The organism is Sporosarcina gallistercoris (genome assembly GCF_014836415.1).
GTDB classification, from domain to species: Bacteria; Bacillota; Bacilli; order Bacillales_A; family Planococcaceae; genus Sporosarcina; species Sporosarcina gallistercoris.
In genome coordinates, this window is sequence record NZ_JACSQY010000001.1 from 484,064 (window position 1) to 502,080 (window position 18,017).

At 44.7% G+C, this 18,017-nt stretch carries 18 protein-coding genes, 1 pseudogene and 1 other annotated feature; all 19 genes and pseudogenes read right to left on the minus strand.

Annotated elements, in window-relative coordinates; all coding sequences use genetic code 11:
- Window positions 1-129: 129 nt before the first annotated feature.
- A complete protein-coding gene (gene ileS, locus H9659_RS02455; protein WP_191688348.1) occupies window positions 130-2,886 on the minus strand; it encodes an isoleucine--tRNA ligase in 2,757 nt (918 codons plus the stop codon).
- Between the two features lie 236 nt (window positions 2,887-3,122).
- Window positions 3,123-3,339 (minus strand) — a binding site (T-box leader).
- A 52-nt stretch (window positions 3,340-3,391) separates the two neighbouring features.
- Window positions 3,392-3,898 (minus strand): DivIVA domain-containing protein, encoded by a 507-nt coding sequence (locus H9659_RS02460; RefSeq protein WP_191688349.1) that lies wholly within the window; start codon window positions 3,896-3,898, stop codon window positions 3,392-3,394.
- Between the two features lie 88 nt (window positions 3,899-3,986).
- Window positions 3,987-4,763 carry a YlmH family RNA-binding protein gene (locus H9659_RS02465; RefSeq protein ID WP_191688350.1) on the minus strand — a complete coding sequence of 259 codons (777 nt, stop codon included), beginning with the start codon at window positions 4,761-4,763 and terminating at the stop codon, window positions 3,987-3,989.
- A gap of 75 nt (window positions 4,764-4,838) precedes the next feature.
- A complete protein-coding gene (locus tag H9659_RS02470; protein ID WP_191688351.1) occupies window positions 4,839-5,123 on the minus strand; it encodes a YggT family protein in 285 nt (94 codons plus the stop codon).
- A 19-nt stretch (window positions 5,124-5,142) separates the two neighbouring features.
- Window positions 5,143-5,436 (minus strand): annotated as a pseudogene (locus H9659_RS15720) (cell division protein SepF); the annotation flags it as partial.
- 179 nt (window positions 5,437-5,615) lie between these two features.
- Window positions 5,616-6,308: a YggS family pyridoxal phosphate-dependent enzyme gene (locus H9659_RS02480; protein WP_191688353.1), complete on the minus strand. Its 693-nt coding sequence runs from the start codon at window positions 6,306-6,308 to the stop codon at window positions 5,616-5,618.
- 68 nt (window positions 6,309-6,376) lie between these two features.
- Entirely contained in the window at window positions 6,377-6,622 is a 246-nt protein-coding gene (locus H9659_RS02485) for a PRC-barrel domain-containing protein (RefSeq protein WP_191688354.1), read from the minus strand.
- A gap of 77 nt (window positions 6,623-6,699) precedes the next feature.
- Complete coding sequence (gene sigG / locus H9659_RS02490; RefSeq protein WP_191688355.1) at window positions 6,700-7,485, minus strand: RNA polymerase sporulation sigma factor SigG; 786 nt, start codon at window positions 7,483-7,485, stop codon at window positions 6,700-6,702.
- Between the two features lie 93 nt (window positions 7,486-7,578).
- Complete coding sequence (gene sigE, locus H9659_RS02495) at window positions 7,579-8,289, minus strand: RNA polymerase sporulation sigma factor SigE (protein WP_191688357.1); 711 nt, start codon at window positions 8,287-8,289, stop codon at window positions 7,579-7,581.
- The gene (locus tag H9659_RS02500; RefSeq protein WP_191688358.1) at window positions 8,279-9,139 is read right to left on the minus strand and encodes a sigma-E processing peptidase SpoIIGA; all 861 of its coding nucleotides are present in this window, start codon (window positions 9,137-9,139) and stop codon (window positions 8,279-8,281) included. The genes sigE and H9659_RS02500 overlap by 11 nt, the downstream gene beginning before the upstream one ends.
- Window positions 9,140-9,288: 149 nt before the next feature.
- On the minus strand, window positions 9,289-10,467 hold the full coding sequence (gene ftsZ, locus H9659_RS02505) for a cell division protein FtsZ (RefSeq protein ID WP_191688359.1): 1,179 nt from the start codon (window positions 10,465-10,467) through the stop codon (window positions 9,289-9,291).
- A 43-nt stretch (window positions 10,468-10,510) separates the two neighbouring features.
- Window positions 10,511-11,788 (minus strand): cell division protein FtsA, encoded by a 1,278-nt coding sequence (gene ftsA, locus H9659_RS02510; protein ID WP_191688360.1) that lies wholly within the window; start codon window positions 11,786-11,788, stop codon window positions 10,511-10,513.
- A 91-nt stretch (window positions 11,789-11,879) separates the two neighbouring features.
- Window positions 11,880-12,251, minus strand: a complete 372-nt coding sequence (locus tag H9659_RS02515) for a small basic family protein (protein WP_025785139.1) — start codon at window positions 12,249-12,251, stop codon at window positions 11,880-11,882.
- Between the two features lie 2 nt (window positions 12,252-12,253).
- Window positions 12,254-12,967: a DUF881 domain-containing protein gene (locus H9659_RS02520; protein ID WP_191688361.1), complete on the minus strand. Its 714-nt coding sequence runs from the start codon at window positions 12,965-12,967 to the stop codon at window positions 12,254-12,256.
- Between the two features lie 29 nt (window positions 12,968-12,996).
- Window positions 12,997-13,758 (minus strand): DUF881 domain-containing protein, encoded by a 762-nt coding sequence (locus H9659_RS02525; protein WP_318240675.1) that lies wholly within the window; start codon window positions 13,756-13,758, stop codon window positions 12,997-12,999.
- Window positions 13,703-14,518 carry a cell division protein FtsQ/DivIB gene (locus H9659_RS02530; protein WP_191688363.1) on the minus strand — a complete coding sequence of 272 codons (816 nt, stop codon included), beginning with the start codon at window positions 14,516-14,518 and terminating at the stop codon, window positions 13,703-13,705. The genes H9659_RS02525 and H9659_RS02530 overlap by 56 nt, the downstream gene beginning before the upstream one ends.
- Before the next feature lie 20 nt (window positions 14,519-14,538).
- Complete coding sequence (gene ftsW, locus H9659_RS02535) at window positions 14,539-15,591, minus strand: putative lipid II flippase FtsW (protein ID WP_263618283.1); 1,053 nt, start codon at window positions 15,589-15,591, stop codon at window positions 14,539-14,541.
- 78 nt (window positions 15,592-15,669) lie between these two features.
- Window positions 15,670-17,025, minus strand: a complete 1,356-nt coding sequence (gene murD, locus H9659_RS02540; RefSeq protein WP_191688367.1) for a UDP-N-acetylmuramoyl-L-alanine--D-glutamate ligase — start codon at window positions 17,023-17,025, stop codon at window positions 15,670-15,672.
- Entirely contained in the window at window positions 17,026-17,997 is a 972-nt protein-coding gene (gene mraY / locus H9659_RS02545; protein WP_191688369.1) for a phospho-N-acetylmuramoyl-pentapeptide-transferase, read from the minus strand.
- Window positions 17,998-18,017 lie beyond the last annotated feature (20 nt).

Here is an 18,017-nt window from a genome sequence, read left to right on the forward strand (position 1 = left end):
TCCCTCCGTCCTGCAGTATCCTGTTTAGTTTATCATACCCTAACCCATCACGCGCAAGTACAAACAAGGATGAATGAAAAAAGACGCTGCAAGACCCGATTAGACGGATTGCAGCGTCTTTTTAGTTATTTATGCATAGTGATGTGCAACAACGTCTGCGCAACGCTCACACAACTCAGGATAGTCATTGCTTGCACCGACTGTCTCTGAAATTGTCCAGCAGCGTTCACATTTTTCACCGGCTGCTTTTTCAACAGCTACAAGACCTGTAGTAAGTGAAACTGCATTTTCAGACATGTCGGATGATGCAACAACGCTGAATTTCGAAACGATGAAGAATTGAGCAAAGTCGATTTCCTCCGTTTCAAAGAGTGGAGCAAGTTCATCACGGACAGCTACCGTTACGTGCGCTTCCAATGATTTACCGATTGTCTTGTTATTGCGTGCTTCTTCCAACGCTTTCAACACATCGTCACGGACAAGCATCAGCTGGTCAAACTGTGTACGAAGTTCAGTTGCTTCCAATTCTTTTGCTTCTGGCATATCCGTAAGCTGGATGCTTTCTGCTGTCTCATGTTCCAAATAAGCCCACATTTCGTCTGCTGTATGCGGCAAGATTGGCGCAACTAGCTTCAGTAACGCTAGAAGTGCATCATACATCACGGTCTGCATCGCACGACGGTGTGGATGATCAGCAGCTTCGATGTACACAACGTCTTTAGCGATATCAAGGTAGAACGAGCTTAATGTACCTGTACAGAACGAGTTGATCGCATGATAGACAGTTGCGAACTCGTATCGGTCGTATGCCGTTCTCACATCACGAACCAAATCCTGAAGCTTCACATACACATACTGATCCACTGGACGTAAATCTTCAAACGCAACCGTATCTGTACCCGGTGTGAAGTCTGCAGTATTTCCGTGAAGGAAACGGACGGTGTTACGGATTTTACGGTATACTTCTGAAACTTGCTTGAAGTTTGAATCAGAAACTCGGACGTCCGCAGTATAATCCACTGAAGAGACCCAAAGACGTAGAATATCCGCTCCGAATTGGTTTGTCACTTTAGATGGAAGGATAACGTTACCAATTGATTTACTCATCTTGCGTCCTTCACCGTCTAATGTGAAACCGTGGCTCAATAAGCCTTTATATGGTGCGATTCCATTGATTGCAACACTTGTTGTCAAGGAAGAGTTGAACCATCCGCGGTATTGGTCAGATCCTTCGAGATAGAGATCTGCCGGATAAGATAGGTCATCACGCTCTTCAAGGACGCCTTGATGGGTTGATCCTGAGTCGAACCATACATCCATGATATCCGTTTCTTTCGAGAACGTACCATTCGGACTTCCTTTGTGAGAGAAGTCTTTCGGTAGTAACTCTTTCGTGTCCCACTCGAACCAGATGTTAGAACCGTGCTCACGGAACAATGCAGAAATATGGTCGATTGTTTCATCCGTAATGATCGGTTCGCCATCTTCTGCATAAAACACAGGAATCGGAACACCCCAAACGCGTTGACGGGAAATACACCAGTCGCCACGGTCGCGGATCATATTATAGAGTCGGGTTTCACCCCAAGAAGGCGTGAATTCCGTCTTACGGATCGCTTCAAGAAGCTCGTCACGGAATGATTCGATTGATGCAAACCATTGTGCAGTAGCACGATAGATAACAGGTTTTTTCGTGCGCCAGTCATGCGGGTACGAGTGTGTGAAGAACGAAAGCTTTTCAAGTGCTCCCACTTCTTTCAGCTTTTCTGTAACTGCTTTGTTAGCATCTTCATAGAACAACCCTTCAAATAATGGAGCTTCAGCAGTCATGACGCCACGATCGTTAACTGGAGAGAGTACTTCCAGACCGTATTGTTTTGACACGTAAAAGTCATCTTCACCGTGTCCTGGAGCCGTGTGAACACAGCCAGTACCAGCGTCAGCTGTTACATGCTCACCTAGCATAACCAGTGATTCACGATCGTAAATCGGGTGACTTGCAGTAATGCGTTCAAGTTCGCGTCCTTTGAACTCTTTTGAAGCCGCGTAGTTTTCCCATCCTAATTCAGTTGCTAGACTCTCCACTAAATCTTTAGCCACTAGGAACTTTTTATCGTTTGCTTCAACAAGAGTATAAACAAAGTCAGGGTGTACGGAAATCCCTAGGTTTGCAGGAATCGTCCAAGGAGTTGTCGTCCAGATCAAGAAGTTGACATCTGAATCCAACACGCCTTTACCGTCACGGACCGGGAAGCTGACATAGATCGAAGGTGATTTTTTATCCTGATATTCAATTTCGGCTTCCGCTAAAGCAGTTTCAGATGAAGGGGACCAGTAAACTGGCTTTAAGCCCTTGTAAATGAAGCCTTTTTTCGCCATGTCGCCGAATACTTTAATTTGACGGGACTCGAATTCTGGTTTGAGCGTGATATACGGGTTATCCCAATCGCCTCGAACACCTAGACGTTTGAATTGTGAACGTTGGTTGTCGATTTGTGTGAGTGCATAGTCTTTACACATTTCACGGAACTCCGCAATGCTGTGTTCTTTGCGTTTCACGCCTTTGTTCACAAGCGCTTGCTCAATCGGCAAACCGTGCGTATCCCAGCCCGGGACGTACGGGGCGTGGAAGCCTGTCATGGACTTGTGTCGGACAATGATGTCTTTCAACACTTTGTTCAACGCGTGACCCATGTGGAGATCCCCGTTTGCATAGGGAGGTCCGTCATGAAGGATGAACGTCGGTTTCCCTTTTGTCCGTTCCTGCACTTTCGCGTACATATTGTCCTTCTCCCACTGTTCTTGCATTTGCGGTTCTTTAGTCGGCAAACCGCCTCTCATCGGAAAGTCAGTTTTCGGCATAAGTAACGTGTCTTTATAATCCATTCCAATTCCTCCTTTGATGTATGTTACTTTTAACATAGAAATAGCTGATAGTAGGAGTAACCGTTGATTGTAGCGCAGGGCGGCGACTCCGGAGGGATCAGCGAAGATCGAAGACCCTGGACTGAGCGCAGCGAGGGAAGCGGCTGAGATCGAGCCCCTCGGAAAGCGTCCGCCCGGAGCGGAAATCAACACAGTAAAACCTAACATATAAAACATCAAAAAATCCCCATCCCTGTAAAAGGGACGAGGATTGTGCTCGCGATACCACCCTAGTTGCAGCCGAAACCTCTCGACTGCCTCTCGAACACCATAACGGGGTGTGCTCCGGGATTGCATTGCTGCAATCCGGCTCCAGAGTGATCTTCCTTTCCAACCTGCAATCGGGCTCCCACTATCCCCGACTCGCTAATTCACAGCCTATTTGGAAAGTACTGTCTCTTTCGATGCCTGTCATTCATTATGAACCATATTATAGGGGCGGACAGCCCGTAAAGTCAAGTGCCTGTTACTCTTGGTCTGCAGCTGTTTGCAGTTGCTTCGTGTTCTGTTCATAGTCCAGAAGCGTATCCCAATCATCCATCTTCACTAAATCCAACTGAGCTTCAATCAGCATGCGGAATCGATTACGGAATACTTTGGACTGTTTTTTCAAGTCTTCGATCTCCATCGAGATTTCTCGTGAACGGGATAGTGCTTCGTTGACAATGCGATCTGCATTCTTTTCAGCTTCTTTAATGATGAGCTTGGATTCCTGAGTGGAATTTCTTCGAACGTCCTCTGCCGCTTCTTGAGCTATCATGATCGATTTCTGCAGCGTTTCTTCAATAGCATTGAAATGCGCCACTTGCTCTTCGGTTTCTTTCAATTTACGAGTCAGTTCCTTGTTTTCTTCGAGCAGGTTTTCATAATCTTTCATGAGTTGCTCGAGAAATTCATTCACTTCATCTTCATCGTACCCACGCCATCTGCTTCCAAACGTTTTATTATGTATATCAATTGGTGTAAGCGCCATGCAAGTCTCTCCCCTTTTGATGTTCGTTATTCGTTATAACGTTGACTATAACAGAAAACAGGCTTTTTCTAAAGTCTGTCCACAAAAATCATTCCAACTTCCCAGTAACCAAACGAATTTTGTCCTTCTTAGTCCTGCCTTCTATTGCAATCACTTTATATCGGCCATGACCTCTGATGGAAAGAATATCCGATTCATTCAACTCAAATGAAGGTTGTTCCACAACGCGCCAATTCACTTTCACTTTCCCCCCGTGAATGTATGTCCCCGATTTCTGGCGAGCAATATTCAATAATGCTGCAACGACTGTATCCAGGCGAAGTGAACTGATGATTTGGGTTTCTTCTGTCCAGACCTCTTCGAGCGCAATCCAGTCCTCGCAATCCGGCAACTCAGTCAAATGGAGCTTTGCTTTGCCAGCTGAAGTGAAATTGGCAGTCAAATACGTACTTAGCTCCATCACACTCGCCAATTGAACGTCCCCGTCCCTCAAACGGATATCACCGAATTTCGCCCGGTCCAAACCAAGTCCCATTAACGCACCAAGAACGGCAGGATGCTCCAGCGTCAGAAATTTGGAAGCGTAACGAACGTCAAAGACAACAATTTGGAAGTCATCACGAGTCGGTTCGTAATAATCTGGATAGATAAGCATCCGTTTCCGCTCCGCCCCCTCAAATCCTCCATCCTCCGCTACGAGTAAGCCACTTCCTTTCACAACTGATTCTAAAATGAAGCGCTGACGCGGATCAAGAAAATCGGTCAATTTAGGGGAATAGGAATCCTCGACCTCTCTCGCCCAGTCCGAGGCCATTTCAATAAAGGGCTGCTCTTCTTTTCTAAAGTGTTGTAAGATGCCATCCATTGTACACGTCTCCTTATAGAAAAATCCCCACAGCGTGAGGATTGGTTCAACGAAATGATTGTTCAGTTCAGCACATTATAGTAAACGTAAAAAGAAGTTGAATACAGGCGCAAGCCCCTGCCCGATAAACCGTAATGCAAGCAAGGCAATAATAGGGGAAATATCAATCATTCCAAGAGGTGGAATGAATTTTCTGAAAAACCCTAAATATGGCTCTGCAATCTTTTCAAGAATTCTACCGAACTTTGTTTCTCTGGAAGCCGGTACCCATGACATCAAAATGTAGATGACGAGCAAAATGGAATAGATGGAAAGTGCATAAGTAATTACATTATAAAGCTGGATTAATAATTCTGCCATTACAGTTGGTACACCTCATTCAGTTTCTTTCATTCAAATATTCGGAGATCGAACCATTCACTTCTACGTTTTCCGGAACGCAGAGGAAAATATCTGTGCCAATCCGTTGGATATCACCATTCAGTGCATATACCGATCCGCTCAGGAAATCGACAATTCGAATTCCTTGCTCACGGTCGATACGCTGCAAATTGACAATAACGGCTCGCTTATTCGTCAGATGTTCTGATATATCCTGAGCTTCAGCATAGACACGGGGTTCTACTAAAATCACCTTCGATGACTTTTGGACGCTTTGTAAGCTCACAATGTTCCCGGCAGTCTGAGGTTCCTTGCGATTCTGCTTAGGCAAGGGGGCGTTTTTCATAGAGGGCTGTTTGTTCGGCTTCCGTTCCGGCTGTGTGGGAGCCACTTGGTGCTTGGCAGCTGTTTCTTGCGCAGCCGCTTCTTCTTCATCAAGGTAAAACCATTTTTCGAATTTGTTTTTTATGCTCATTCGTCTCCCTCGCTCTCCGAACCGACGAGTGCAGTCCCAATTCGCACATGGGTTGCGCCCTCTTCGATTGCAATACTGTAATCATTCGACATACCCATGGACAATTTGGTTACCGGAGCGTGCTGCATCTTTTCAGCTGCAAGCTGATCCCTCAGTTCCCGCAATTCTCTAAAGACTTTTCGGATTGTATCTTGATCTTCAGTGAGTGGCGCCATCGTCATAAGACCGATCACTCGTATTTTATCGTAACCGCTTAATGACTCGATAAAGCTTTGAGTTTCAGCTGGCGATAGTCCTGATTTTGAATCTTCCCCGGACACATTGACTTGTACGAAACAGTCAACTGGTTCAACCGCACGTTTCTGGATTTCTTTCGCTAAACTCAATCGATCCAACGAATGCAAGTAATCAATGCGCTCGATGATCTCTTTCACTTTACGACTTTGTACATTTCCGATGAAATGCCAAACAGCTCCTTGAGGAATCTCGTGTTGTTTAGCAAGAAGCCCTTCAGGTCGGTTCTCACCCAGATGGATGATCCCTTGGTCCAAAACGTTTTGTGTACGCTCTTCAGACACTTGCTTAGTGACTGCAATAACCGTGACTTCATCACGATTTCTGCCGACACGTTCACACGCCTGGCAGATTGTCTCTTCGATTGTATTTATACGCTGCTGTAATGGTAACATCCTAATCACTACTTTTCTCGATACTTTGTTCTATTGTATCAATCAGACGCCTAGTTATCAACGATAAGTCACTTTTTAGCATCTTTCTTTTGAATAAGTACGATATCTTTTCCTATCGTAACAACTTCATCATAACCAAACTGTTTTTGGTCTTTTATGCGCATTTCCATAAACAGCGATCGTTCCGTATCACCGATATGGAGCGTATCAATTTTACCTTTTGTTATATCGATTGCCGCATCTTGTATGAACCCAAGAAATTTCCCGCGTTGCATATCGATCACTTCTTTTTTTTGAAATTCTGAAAAGCGCATAGAAATCCCCCTTTTTCATATTCTATGCAGATAGTCGTACAAAAAAAACGCAATGCAATGTAGCATCGCGTCCTTATTTATTTACTTTGTTCCATACCTTCCCGAATTTGAGCGATCGCTTGCTTCTCCAAGCGGGAAATTTGAGCCTGAGAAATGCCAAGTTCCCGAGCGATTTCCGTCTGTGTCTGTCCGAGATAAAACCTTTTAGATAAAATCAGCTGCTGGCGATTATCCAGTCCTGTCATCGTTTCCTTCATCGACACATAAGTCGACCAGCGTTCTTCCGATACTGTCTTATCGTGCAGTTGGTCCATCATATATACGGGATCTCCACCATCGCCATTCATCGGTTCGTGCAGGGACATCGGGTCTTGTATAGCATCCAGTGCAAATAAGATATCTTCTTCCGGGATGTCCGTCATTTTAGCTAAGTCCGAAATTCTTGGTTCCTTTTGGTGTTCGTTGATGAATTCTTCTTTTGCACGGATTGCTTTATAGGCAATATCTCGGAGCGAGCGTGACACTCGAACGGAATGATGATCTCTCAAATGACGTTTGATTTCCCCAACAATCATTGGTACTGCATACGTCGAAAATCGGACATTGTGTTTTAGATCGAAGTTGTCAATCGATTTCAGCAGTCCTACACAACCGACTTGAAATAAATCATCTGCTTGTTCTCCACGATAGGCAAATCGCTGCACAAGGCTTAGGACGAGGCGCAAGTTCGCTGTTACGAGTTCGTCTCTGGCTGATTCATCACCACTTTGCAGACGGATGAATGTTTCTTTCATGACTTCACTCGACAGAAGCGGCAAAGTAGATGTATCTATACCGCAAATTTCCACTCTTGTACGTACCATCTGAATTCCTCCGTATTCTGTAGATGACTGTACGAGATAGCTTATCCTCTGAGTGGAGTTCTATGCGGTTTTCTGAAACGCCAATTTCAACCATTAGGCAATCGGATGGTTCAAACGATCGCGGAGTTCTGAAATTATCTTCTTTTCCAATCGGGAAATATACGATTGGGAAATGCCAAGTAAGTCAGCTACTTCCTTTTGTGTCATTTCAATTTTCCCTGTCAGTCCGAATCTGCATTCCATAATGTGTCGTTCCCGGTCACTAAGCGTAGTGACAGCGTCAATCATATGTTGGCGCTCAATCTTCTTTTCAACATCATCTGTAATGATATCTTCATCCGTCCCTAAAATATCAGATAGCAGAAGCTCATTCCCATCCGCATCTGAATTGAGAGGTTCGTCAAAAGAAATTTCTGACCTGGTGCGATTCGTTTTACGTAAATGCATCAGGATTTCGTTTTCTATACAACGTGATGCGTAGGTTGCTAATTTTATGTTTTTATCACTTTTGAACGTTTCAATTGCTTTGATCAAACCAATTGCCCCAATACTGATCAAGTCTTCAATATGTGTATTCGTATTATCAAAACGCCGGGCAATGTAAACAACCAGACGTAAATTCTTTTCAATAAGACGATCCCTCGCTTGTTGGTCACCCGCCATATATGCTGCGATTGTTTCCGCTTCTTCTTCTCTCGTAAGAGGTTTCGGTAACGATTCATGTCCGCCAATATAGTACGTACCATTTTTCTTTTTAAAAATCCCAGCAAGTACTGATAGCCATTTCTTCAATTCATGTAGCATGAAGCATTCCCCTTCCTTCTTCTCTAGTTTCCAAGGCAGATACATGTAAGATTGCGGATGCACTATGTGGATAACGTGCATCATCAGCAGTTAAAACGATATAGCCTTTTTCAAGTGCTCGATTCCCTTCCAATTCCCAGTCGTCAAAACGAATTCCAACAGCCCAATTCGCTCCATCAACCGTTTGAATCCGAATAAGACGCAATTGCTTACTAAATCGTTCAGGAAATTGTGACAAGTCAGGAATTGCGCCTTGTTCGTTCCCAACTCGCTGCAGGCTATGGAGCAAGTCATCAGGAATTATCTGCTGAATAGCTCGCAGTGATACAAAATGGACAGCCTCGTTGGACAACGGTTCTGTACAGCTATTGCCTGTATCTATGAACACGCGAAGTTGTATCGAAGAACCGAAAAGCTGCAATACTGAGCTGCACGCAAATTCTGAGAACCTGCTGATTTTACGGACATCGAGCCATTTCACTTTTACGAGTTGGAGGCAGCCATAAGCAAGTGCTACATAGAAGACCAATCGATATTGGAAACTTTGCCCCCATTGACTGAATGGAAGTGCCGATAACAGTCCGCCGGCTACAAAAGCACCGATTATCACTAATCCGACAGATGCTTTCCAGAGACGTGCAGAAAAACCGAATGCACAGCTTGTCATGATTGCAAACGCAGTCAACGACGCAACGAAGGAACCCGGGAAAGCAACCGCCGGAATTGCCCCTGCAAAAGCTGCTAACGCCAATCTCTTCTTGCGGATTTTTGTATTACCGGTCGCATTGGCAAATGACAGAACGGTATAATTGAAAACCATATTGATAATAATCATGACTTCCCCATACATAGGCTGTCCTCCTTGTTTGCAAGACTACCATTTTTCCATCACGAGTTTTGTCACTTTACGGAATGACCTCAAAGAAAAGTTCGACAGATTGTTCAAAAGAAGAACACAAAAAACCTCCGGCTCAATTGCCGGAGGCTTGCAAAACGAAATTATTTACGGCGACGATTACGCAAGAACGTCGGGATATCCAAGCCGTCGTCTTGTTGTGTCTGTTGCTGACCGCGAGCAGGTTCTTGGTGGATCTGCTGCTGGTGCTGCGGTTCTTCGTGACGAATCTGATTACTTGGCGTCGGATTACTTTGTGGTGCCTGTGTCTCTCGCTGACGGACCCCACCATATCCTGATGTTCGGTTGCCGCGCGTTTGAGTGATCTGATCATCTGTGAAACCGGTCGCAATGACAGTGACGATGATTTCGTCTTTCAAATCATCATTGATGACTGAACCGAAAATCATATTCACATCTTCATCCGAAGCTGAAGCAACAATATCAGCCGCTTCTTGTACTTCAAATAGACTTAGATTCGATCCACCTGTGATGTTCATCAACACACCTTTTGCTCCATCGATGGATGTTTCGAGCAATGGGCTGGAGATCGCTTTTTTAGCCGCTTCGGATGCACGGTTTTCACCAGTGGACATTCCGATCCCCATAAGAGCTGAACCTTTGTTGGACATGATCGTCTTGACATCGGCAAAGTCCAAGTTGATAAGACCCGGTACAGCGATCAAATCTGAAATACCTTGAACACCTTGACGAAGAACATTGTCCGCTTCGCGGAATGCTTCGAGCATCGGTGTGTTCTTGTCGACAATTTCAAGCAGCTTATCATTCGGAATGACAATAAGTGTGTCAACAGATTCTTTCATGGAAGTGATGCCGCCGATTGCTTGTGTTGAACGCTTACGCCCTTCAAATGTAAATGGACGCGTCACAACACCAACTGTCAGCGCTCCAAGATCTTTGGCGATTTGGGCAATGACAGGCGCCGCTCCAGTACCTGTACCTCCACCCATACCTGCTGTGACAAATACCATATCAGCGCCTCGGAGTGCCTCTTCCAATTGTTCGCGACTTTCTTCAGCAGCCTTTTTACCGACTTCCGGGTTAGCTCCAGCTCCTAAACCGCGTGTCAATTTCCCGCCGATTTGAAGTTTCACTTCCGCTTGGGATAAGTTAAGTGCTTGTGCGTCCGTGTTCACCGCGATGAATTCAACACCTTGTACCCCATGCTCAATCATTCTATTTACTGCGTTATTCCCGCCGCCACCAACACCGATTACTTTGATGACTGCGAGCGCTTCAATATTCGTATCAAACTCTAGCATCTCTTCTCCTCCTAATCATTCAACTTCTCATTTGGAACCCGATTTATTCAAAAAAACTATCGAAAAAGCGTTTGGTTTTGCCGATAAGCGAATCTTTTTCTTGTTTCGGTCCGTTGCTCTTCCGTGTAGCAGGTGCAGCAGCTGTTTCCTCATACGCTTGTCCCATTGGTTCAGAATGTCCTTCGCCGAAGAAAACGTCCTCCATACTTGCATACCGGATGAGTCCGACAGCGGTTGAATACATCGGCTCACGAACACCTATATATTCTGGCGTATGGATTCGGACACGTGTGTTGAGTACATGTCGTGCCAGTTGCAACACGCCATCCATTTTAGTCGTGCCACCTGTCAGCACAACTCCACCTGGCAAATCTCGGATCCCCAAGCGATACAACTCTTCAAGGACAAGTTCAAATAGCTCCTCGAGCCTTACGCCGATGATCTCCGATATGTATTTTTGACTATACTGATCTTTTGTCTCTGCACCAATTACTGGAACTTCAAATAACTCGTCGTCAGATGCATCATCATAAAATGCATGACCATATTGGTGTTTGATTTTTCTAGCTTGTTCAGTCGGCGTCTTCAAGATGATCGAGAGGTCCTTAGTAATATGATCCCCTCCTACTGGAAGTACAGTAGTTGCGGCGAATCGATTGTCCCAAAATACGGAAACCGTTGTTGACCCGCCACCAATGTCGATGAACGCAGTACCGTGATTCATTTCATCTTCTGTTAGCGCAAACGTGCCGGAAGCGAGCGGTTGCAAATAGATTTCTCGAATGGAAAGTCCTGCTCGCTCAACACAACGAAGAATATTGTGTACAAGGGTTTTTGACGTCGTAATCATTGTGCCGTCCATTTCCAGACGAACTCCAATCATACCTCTCGGATCTTTTATTTCATCATAATCATCCACGATGAATTGCTTCGGAATGATATTTACAATTTCTCGTTCAGGTGCAACAGACATAACTTGTGCAGACTCCATGACACGATCCAGATCGTCGTCTGTAATTTCACGGTTCACAGAGTTAACAGCAACAACACCTTTAACATCTTGCAAGGTGACACCATTGGATGGTATTCCAAGTACAACCTCTGTAACTTGTAATCCGGTCATCCGTTCTGCCTGTTCCACAGCTTTCCGGATAGATTGAACTGTTGCGTCGATATCCACAATGGATCCTTTACGGATACCGGCAGATTGAACGTTGCCGACCCCGATCACATGCAGGGATCCGCCATCCACCTCGCCGATTAGGACTTTGATAGTAGAGGACCCGATGTCGAGTGATACATACATATTTGACTGACTCATCTTTGGCACCTCCCATTGTGACTCTTCTTCCATTCTATTGTATTCTTACTGCATTGTCTAAATATTTTCGCCATCCCCTCTCGAAATCCTCTCATTTTGAAGTATTTGTCGTAGAAACTTTACGATACTCTGACCATTTAGTGAGTAATACCCGTCGAATAACGGCTAGATTCTGGAATAACCGGACTCCGAATGCAAATATGGCAGCTAAGTAAAGATCCACACCTAAGTGTACTCCCAGAAATGCAAGTCCTGCCGCTAGTAAAATATTGAAGAAAAATCCTGTGATGAACACTTGGTCATCATAGACCCGTTGTAAATGAGCCCGGATGCCTCCAAGTAATGTATCGAGTGCTGCCAATACGGCAATTGACAAATAATTACCGTATTCTTGAGGTATCTGGATATCCGAGAGAAATCCTAGAGACACCCCGAGTATTAACCCCAGTATTGGTAACCACATCGTCAGCCCCCCTTTGGCAGTTCTTTGAGAAAGTGGTTCTCGAATTGTTCAATACGACCATTTATCTTCACTTCAGATTCCGGTTGGCCAACTTCGAGCACAAAATCCTCCAGATAAAAGTCGTCGAGAATCGATGAGGATTGTAAAAAGTTATATAACTTTTCACTACTCCCTAAATCCGCAGATAGAATCTTTATTTGGAACGGGGGCAGCGATACAGGCAATCCATTCACCGTTGTCTCCCCGTTAATGTCCCGGATGGCACTTAACGCAGTCACACGCTTTCCATCTATCTCCATGTCGATTCCTTTGAAACGGTTCACTTCATTGACAAATCGGGTCAGCAATTCGGGGCTGACTTCATGAAGCGGGGTACCGAATGCAATACTTTCCTCCGAAGGGACAACATCGATTATGATCCCCGGGCCTGTTTGATCAACCATTCCTGCTTGTTCGTGTAAACTGTGGACCGTATCGGCTAACGCTTTTCCTACACTGGCTCCTTCAGACGCATTGTACTTCCCTAGCGTTTGATCCAACGCACGGACTTCTGTCAATAGTTCCGAATGGAGTTTGCGTTCTTTTGCCAACTCGTTCCTGATTGCCCACAAGTCCCTCGTATCTCGCTCCTGTGGCTGCTGAACAGTATTGTATTGGACCGCCACCATGAAACCGACAATGAGCAGGATGAAAGTGAACATCCATTTACGCTTCATACACACTCATCCTTCCTCGCCGGATTGAATTATCCTTGTATATCATCCCGTAATGCAGGCATTATTATCTCTTTCTGTTTCTCGATTTTCATCTCAATGTTATCTAATAACAGACTGTCCATGACGCCGCCCTTTAACGTTAGTGACGAGTGAAGCGCATCGGAATCCCCAATCGCTTCAACCACGAAAGGAGCGGGATAGGTTTGTCCATCGATCGTAATGACAGGACCCGTACATTTTATACTGGAATTTGCATTCAACCGTTGTCCATTGATGGATAGCGCTTGAGCTCCAGCAATTTTAAGTTCGTTTACCACCATAAGGACTTGGCTTTCATGGACGATATATTCATTCGGATTTTGCTTGGCTGGATCGTAGTCGCCATCTGCCAGTTCAACGCGGACCCCTTGTCCACTTGCTGGAACGACGCCAAGCAGCAATCGGAGACTTCTCGCTTCTTTGACGAGAGAATCATGATTTTCTTCCGTATCACTTAACGTCTGTTCAACTTCTGCAATCGCTTTTTGTTTTGATGTAATTTCATCAGTCAATTGTTTGTTCCGTTCTTTTTGCTCGATTAATTCTTCTCGGAACCCCTCTTCTTTTGAATCGATTCCAGAGCGCAGCTGCTGCGTTTCAGAACCTGGACCGAGCGTACGGTAGGAAAAGGAAAATATGAAACCAAGCACTAAGAATACGAGGGCATAAGAAATACGGTTATTCCTTTTTCTTCGATCACTCGTCCTCAGACTCATTGTCATCACCTTTTTCTTCGTCTGCATTTTGTTCATCAACTTTTTCGTCTTCATTTCCATATAATTTACTATACGGTGTGAAATACGTTCCGACTTCCACGTCGATGACACCTTTTTCGGAACCGTTCAGCTGATTCACGATTTCTGGATAGTAGGATAGCTTGTCCGCAAGTGATCCTAGAACAGCATGTACTTCATAGCCATCGTCCATATACAAAATCACATGATCCCCATCAGAGTCATCCGGTTCTTTTATTTCCGAAACGAGTTGATAAACCGAATCGTCCAGTTCCACCAACTGTGACGCTAGAAGTTTTCGCACATCTTCATCTTCGAATCCATTCACAATCGGAATGTCCACTGAAGGTTCTGCATCAGGCGAAAAAACTTCACCATCTTCAAGAATGAGGTCGTATTGCCCTTTTCTATCAATCCACGCGATGGGTTTCCATTCCTGGATGGTGATGTCGACATCCCGGAACCATTTGCGCACTATGGAAGCCTCTTTTACGCCCTCGACAGCACGAAGACGTTTTGCAGCATCCGCTGCATTAAACCCCCAAAGAGAGTCACCATTAGCGATACCAGCCTGTTTTAAATAAAATTCCTTGTTATGAAGAACGGCGCCATTCAATTTAACTGCATCAATTTTACTTGCTTGTGATTGAAAGTAAAGGAGGACGAGGAGGATGATAACAAAAACGAGTAGAATGAACACAAACTTCCGATTGGTTTTTTTACGACGTTTTTTGCGCATAGACGGAATCCGTTCTTCAATATCGATAACCTTCTCCATTTCCTCCCCCTCCTTTTCACTCAATCTATTTTTTGTCTAGAAAAATGTAAGATGGTACCTACTGCAAGCCACGTAGTCAGCATCGAGGAGCCTCCATAACTGATAAACGGTAATGTGACCCCTGTTACCGGAAGCAGTCCTGAAACAACACCGACGTTCAAAAATGTCTGGAAGATGATAATGGATGCCATTCCAGATACCATAAGGCATTCTTTCCATCCCGATGTCCGTATTGCAATTCCGAATGCACCAATAAGCAAACCAACAAACAGCAACAGCACTACAGTTGCTCCTATGAAGCCCGTCTCTTCTGCAATAATCGAAAAGATGAAATCATTTTGCGGTTCCGGTAAGTATAAATACTTTTGTCTGCTATTTCCGAAACCATGTCCGAGCAGTCCACCAGGTGCGATTGCAAACAGCGACTGAATACCTTGGAACCCTTTCCCGAGAGGATCACTCCAAGGATCGATGTAGGATTTAATACGAGCCAAACGATAGGGTGCTGCAGCTATAAGAGCAGCAAATGCTCCAACCCCCGTTACACCTAACAAAGAAAAGAAAGTCAAAGGATAGCCTGCAACGAATAAGACAACAAATGCGGAAACGATCATTATGACGGCTGAGCCTAGGTCAGGTTGCATCATAATTAAAGCAAAAGGCAATAAAATTAATGCAAAGTGGCGCCAATCCCATACTTTCTGTCCCGATTTCTTTTTCATACTCATTGCAAGCTTCCCAATCAAAGCCACTTTCACAAACTCAGCAGGCTGCAAACTAATCGGACCAAAAGCAATCCAACTTTGCGAACCATTTCTCTCCGCCCCGATTCCCGGGATGAGCACGAGCGTCAATAACACGACAGCCGCCAAATAGAATAACGTCCAAAACCTTTCTGTCGATAGGAAAGGTGTCCGCATCATCCAATAGGCGATTGTAATGGAAACACCTATGTAAACGAGTTGTTTTACAGCAAATGGAGCGGCGTCCGCGTACCGGATTTCTCCCCAATATGCTGCGGCTGAGTGAACGAAAAGCACACCGATTATCGTGAGAGCTACCGCTGAAAACATAAAGAGCATTCTATACTTTGAAAGCAGTGGATGCATCCTTTCGCTGTGGGATTTACAGGACTAACGAATACTGCCAGTTCACGCTTTTAACTTTTGAACAGCCTCTATAAATTCATCGCCTCTTGCTTCAAAATCAGGAAACTGATCCCAGCTCGCGCAGGCTGGAGATAGTAAGACTACGTCTCCTTTATCGGATACGTTATACGCTTCTTGGATTGCTGCGTGAAGGGTTCCTGTCTCTTTAACAATCCCAACGCCGCATGACTCCGCGAACTGGACGAGCCGATCACCCGTCTCACCAATACCGATCAGTGCTTTCACATGAGTCATATGTGGCCGCAGTTCTTCAAACGAATGTCCGCGATCCAATCCGCCAGCGATTAGAATCGTCGGTGTTTCAAAGGAAGATAATGCACTTTTGGTTGCGAGCGTATTCGTTGCCTTTGAATCATTATAAAATTTACGCCCATCATATTCAGTGACAAATTGCATCCTATGCCTTACACCTGTAAACGAACTGAGCACACTTTCAATCGCCCCTCGTTCACAGCCATACAACAAAGCAGCTGCTGTCGCAGACAGGATATTCTCTAAGTTATGAGCACCAGGTAAGGTAATTTTCTTTCTTGGGATAATCGGTTCACCTAACCAGTATATCGATTCACTATCTGCAGAAATCCCTTCAGCGGATCTGCCTTTTGTTGTAAATGGAACGAGAGTAGCTTTAGTATTTCCGATATAACGTTTAATGACCGGTTGATCTGCGTTATAAATCAGGAAATCCGTTTCCGTCTGATTTTTCGTGATTTGAGCTTTGGCTTCAGCATACGCATCGGCGCTCCCATGGTAATCCAGATGCGCTTCGTATAGATTTGTCCAGATTGCGATGTGGGGTTTGAATTCATCGACGCCCATCAATTGGAACGATGATGCTTCTAAAACGATGACTTCGTCAGCTGACGCTTTTGAAGCAACCGTACTTGCAACTGTACCAATATTACCAGCAATCAGCGGATTCCGATCACCGATATTCAACATATGGTATAGCAACGTGGTAGTCGTAGTTTTTCCGTTTGAACCAGTTATTGCTATAATTGGCGCTTCGCTAATTAAATACGCAAGTTCGATTTCCGTCCAAATTGGTATTCCTAGTTGCTCCGCCTGTAAAATTACAGGATTGGTATAAGGAATACCCGGGTTTTTGACGATGAAGTCGAATCCACAATCTAATATATTGTCAGGATGTCCACCACGTATCACCTGGACTCCTTGTGTCCGTAACTCTTCAGCAAGCGGATTTCCGTCTTCAGGTGCAGAATCATTCAACGTAACAGATGCTCCGCAAGCTGATAGTAACGAGGCAGCGGCGTGACCACTTTTCGCTAATCCAAGGACAAGTGCTTTCTTGCCTAAAAACTGAGCTGCGTTGTGCATTTACATCACCTCCATAAGTACAGGTACGATTGCAGCGAGGAGCGCAATTCCCCAAAAGACAAGTACCACTTTCCATTCCGACCATCCAGAAAGTTCAAAATGATGATGAATCGGACTCATCTTGAATACCCGTTTGCCCGTTGTTTTGAAACTAATTACTTGAATGATTACAGATAGTGTTTCGATTACGTAAACAATCCCGATAATAAGTAACAAGAACTCTTGCTTAATGAGCATTGAAATCATCGCCAATGCACCACCAAGCGCCAATGAACCTGTATCACCCATGAATACCCGAGCAGGTTTCATATTGAAAAGAAGGAAACCGAGCATGGCTCCTGATACGACAAAAGAAAACATCGCAATATCTTGCTGGTTGTAAGAGACTGCGAGGATACCGAATGCCGAGAATGCAATAGATGAGGTACCTGAAACCAGGCCATCCAATCCATCTGTGAGATTAACAGCATTCGAGAATCCAACGAGCCAGAAAATCAGGAATACGACGTAAAAGATTCCCATATCGATTTCAAATCCAGTAAACGGAATAGATATCACTGTATCGAAAGGACCTAATTTCAATAGGAAAAACGCAAAGATCGCGATAATGATCTGACCGATCAGCTTTTGCAAAGATGTCAACCCTAGATTCCGTTTCATGACCACGATGATGAAGTCATCGATGAACCCAATAATCCCGAATCCAACCAAGACAAGCAGCAGGACAATTGTCTGAGTAGTGAGCACGCCATTTATGTAAGACAAAATAGGCGTTGCGATAAGGATCGCAACCAGGAAAATCAGTCCGCCCATTGTTGGTGTCCCTGCTTTTTTCATATGGGCTTGCGGACCTTCTTCCCGAATGCTTTGGCCGAATTTCATCCTTCTCAGCAGCGGGATGATTGCATAGCCCAGTACAGCGGTAAGGCCAAATGTTACGGCAATTGCCGTGATTGTTGTGACGAGCGTCATGTATAGTTCTCCTTCTGTGT

Coding starts and splice junctions, on each gene's coding strand:
- H9659_RS02485 (WP_191688354.1), bottom strand. CDS start 6,622: ATGCGCTTTTCAGAATTTCAAAAAAAAGAAGTGATCGATATGCAACGC.
- ftsZ (WP_191688359.1), bottom strand. CDS start 10,467: ATGCTAGAGTTTGATACGAATATTGAAGCGCTCGCAGTCATCAAAGTA.
- mraY (WP_191688369.1), bottom strand. CDS start 17,997: ATGACGCTCGTCACAACAATCACGGCAATTGCCGTAACATTTGGCCTT.
- H9659_RS02480 (WP_191688353.1), bottom strand. CDS start 6,308: ATGTTACCATTACAGCAGCGTATAAATACAATCGAAGAGACAATCTGC.
- murD (WP_191688367.1), bottom strand. CDS start 17,025: ATGCACAACGCAGCTCAGTTTTTAGGCAAGAAAGCACTTGTCCTTGGA.
- ftsA (WP_191688360.1), bottom strand. CDS start 11,788: ATGAGTCAGTCAAATATGTATGTATCACTCGACATCGGGTCCTCTACT.
- H9659_RS02470 (WP_191688351.1), bottom strand. CDS start 5,123: ATGGCAGAATTATTAATCCAGCTTTATAATGTAATTACTTATGCACTT.
- H9659_RS02525 (WP_318240675.1), bottom strand. CDS start 13,758: ATGAACAAAATGCAGACGAAGAAAAAGGTGATGACAATGAGTCTGAGG.
- H9659_RS02500 (WP_191688358.1), bottom strand. CDS start 9,139: ATGTATGGGGAAGTCATGATTATTATCAATATGGTTTTCAATTATACC.
- H9659_RS02520 (WP_191688361.1), bottom strand. CDS start 12,967: ATGAAGCGTAAATGGATGTTCACTTTCATCCTGCTCATTGTCGGTTTC.
- H9659_RS02530 (WP_191688363.1), bottom strand. CDS start 14,518: ATGGAGAAGGTTATCGATATTGAAGAACGGATTCCGTCTATGCGCAAA.
- H9659_RS02515 (WP_025785139.1), bottom strand. CDS start 12,251: ATGTGGTTACCAATACTGGGGTTAATACTCGGGGTGTCTCTAGGATTT.
- H9659_RS02465 (WP_191688350.1), bottom strand. CDS start 4,763: ATGGATGGCATCTTACAACACTTTAGAAAAGAAGAGCAGCCCTTTATT.
- ftsW (WP_263618283.1), bottom strand. CDS start 15,591: ATGTTTTCAGCGGTAGCTCTCACGATAATCGGTGTGCTTTTCGTTCAC.
- H9659_RS02460 (WP_191688349.1), bottom strand. CDS start 3,898: ATGGCGCTTACACCAATTGATATACATAATAAAACGTTTGGAAGCAGA.
- ileS (WP_191688348.1), bottom strand. CDS start 2,886: ATGGATTATAAAGACACGTTACTTATGCCGAAAACTGACTTTCCGATG.
- sigG (WP_191688355.1), bottom strand. CDS start 7,485: ATGGTACGTACAAGAGTGGAAATTTGCGGTATAGATACATCTACTTTG.
- sigE (WP_191688357.1), bottom strand. CDS start 8,289: ATGCTACATGAATTGAAGAAATGGCTATCAGTACTTGCTGGGATTTTT.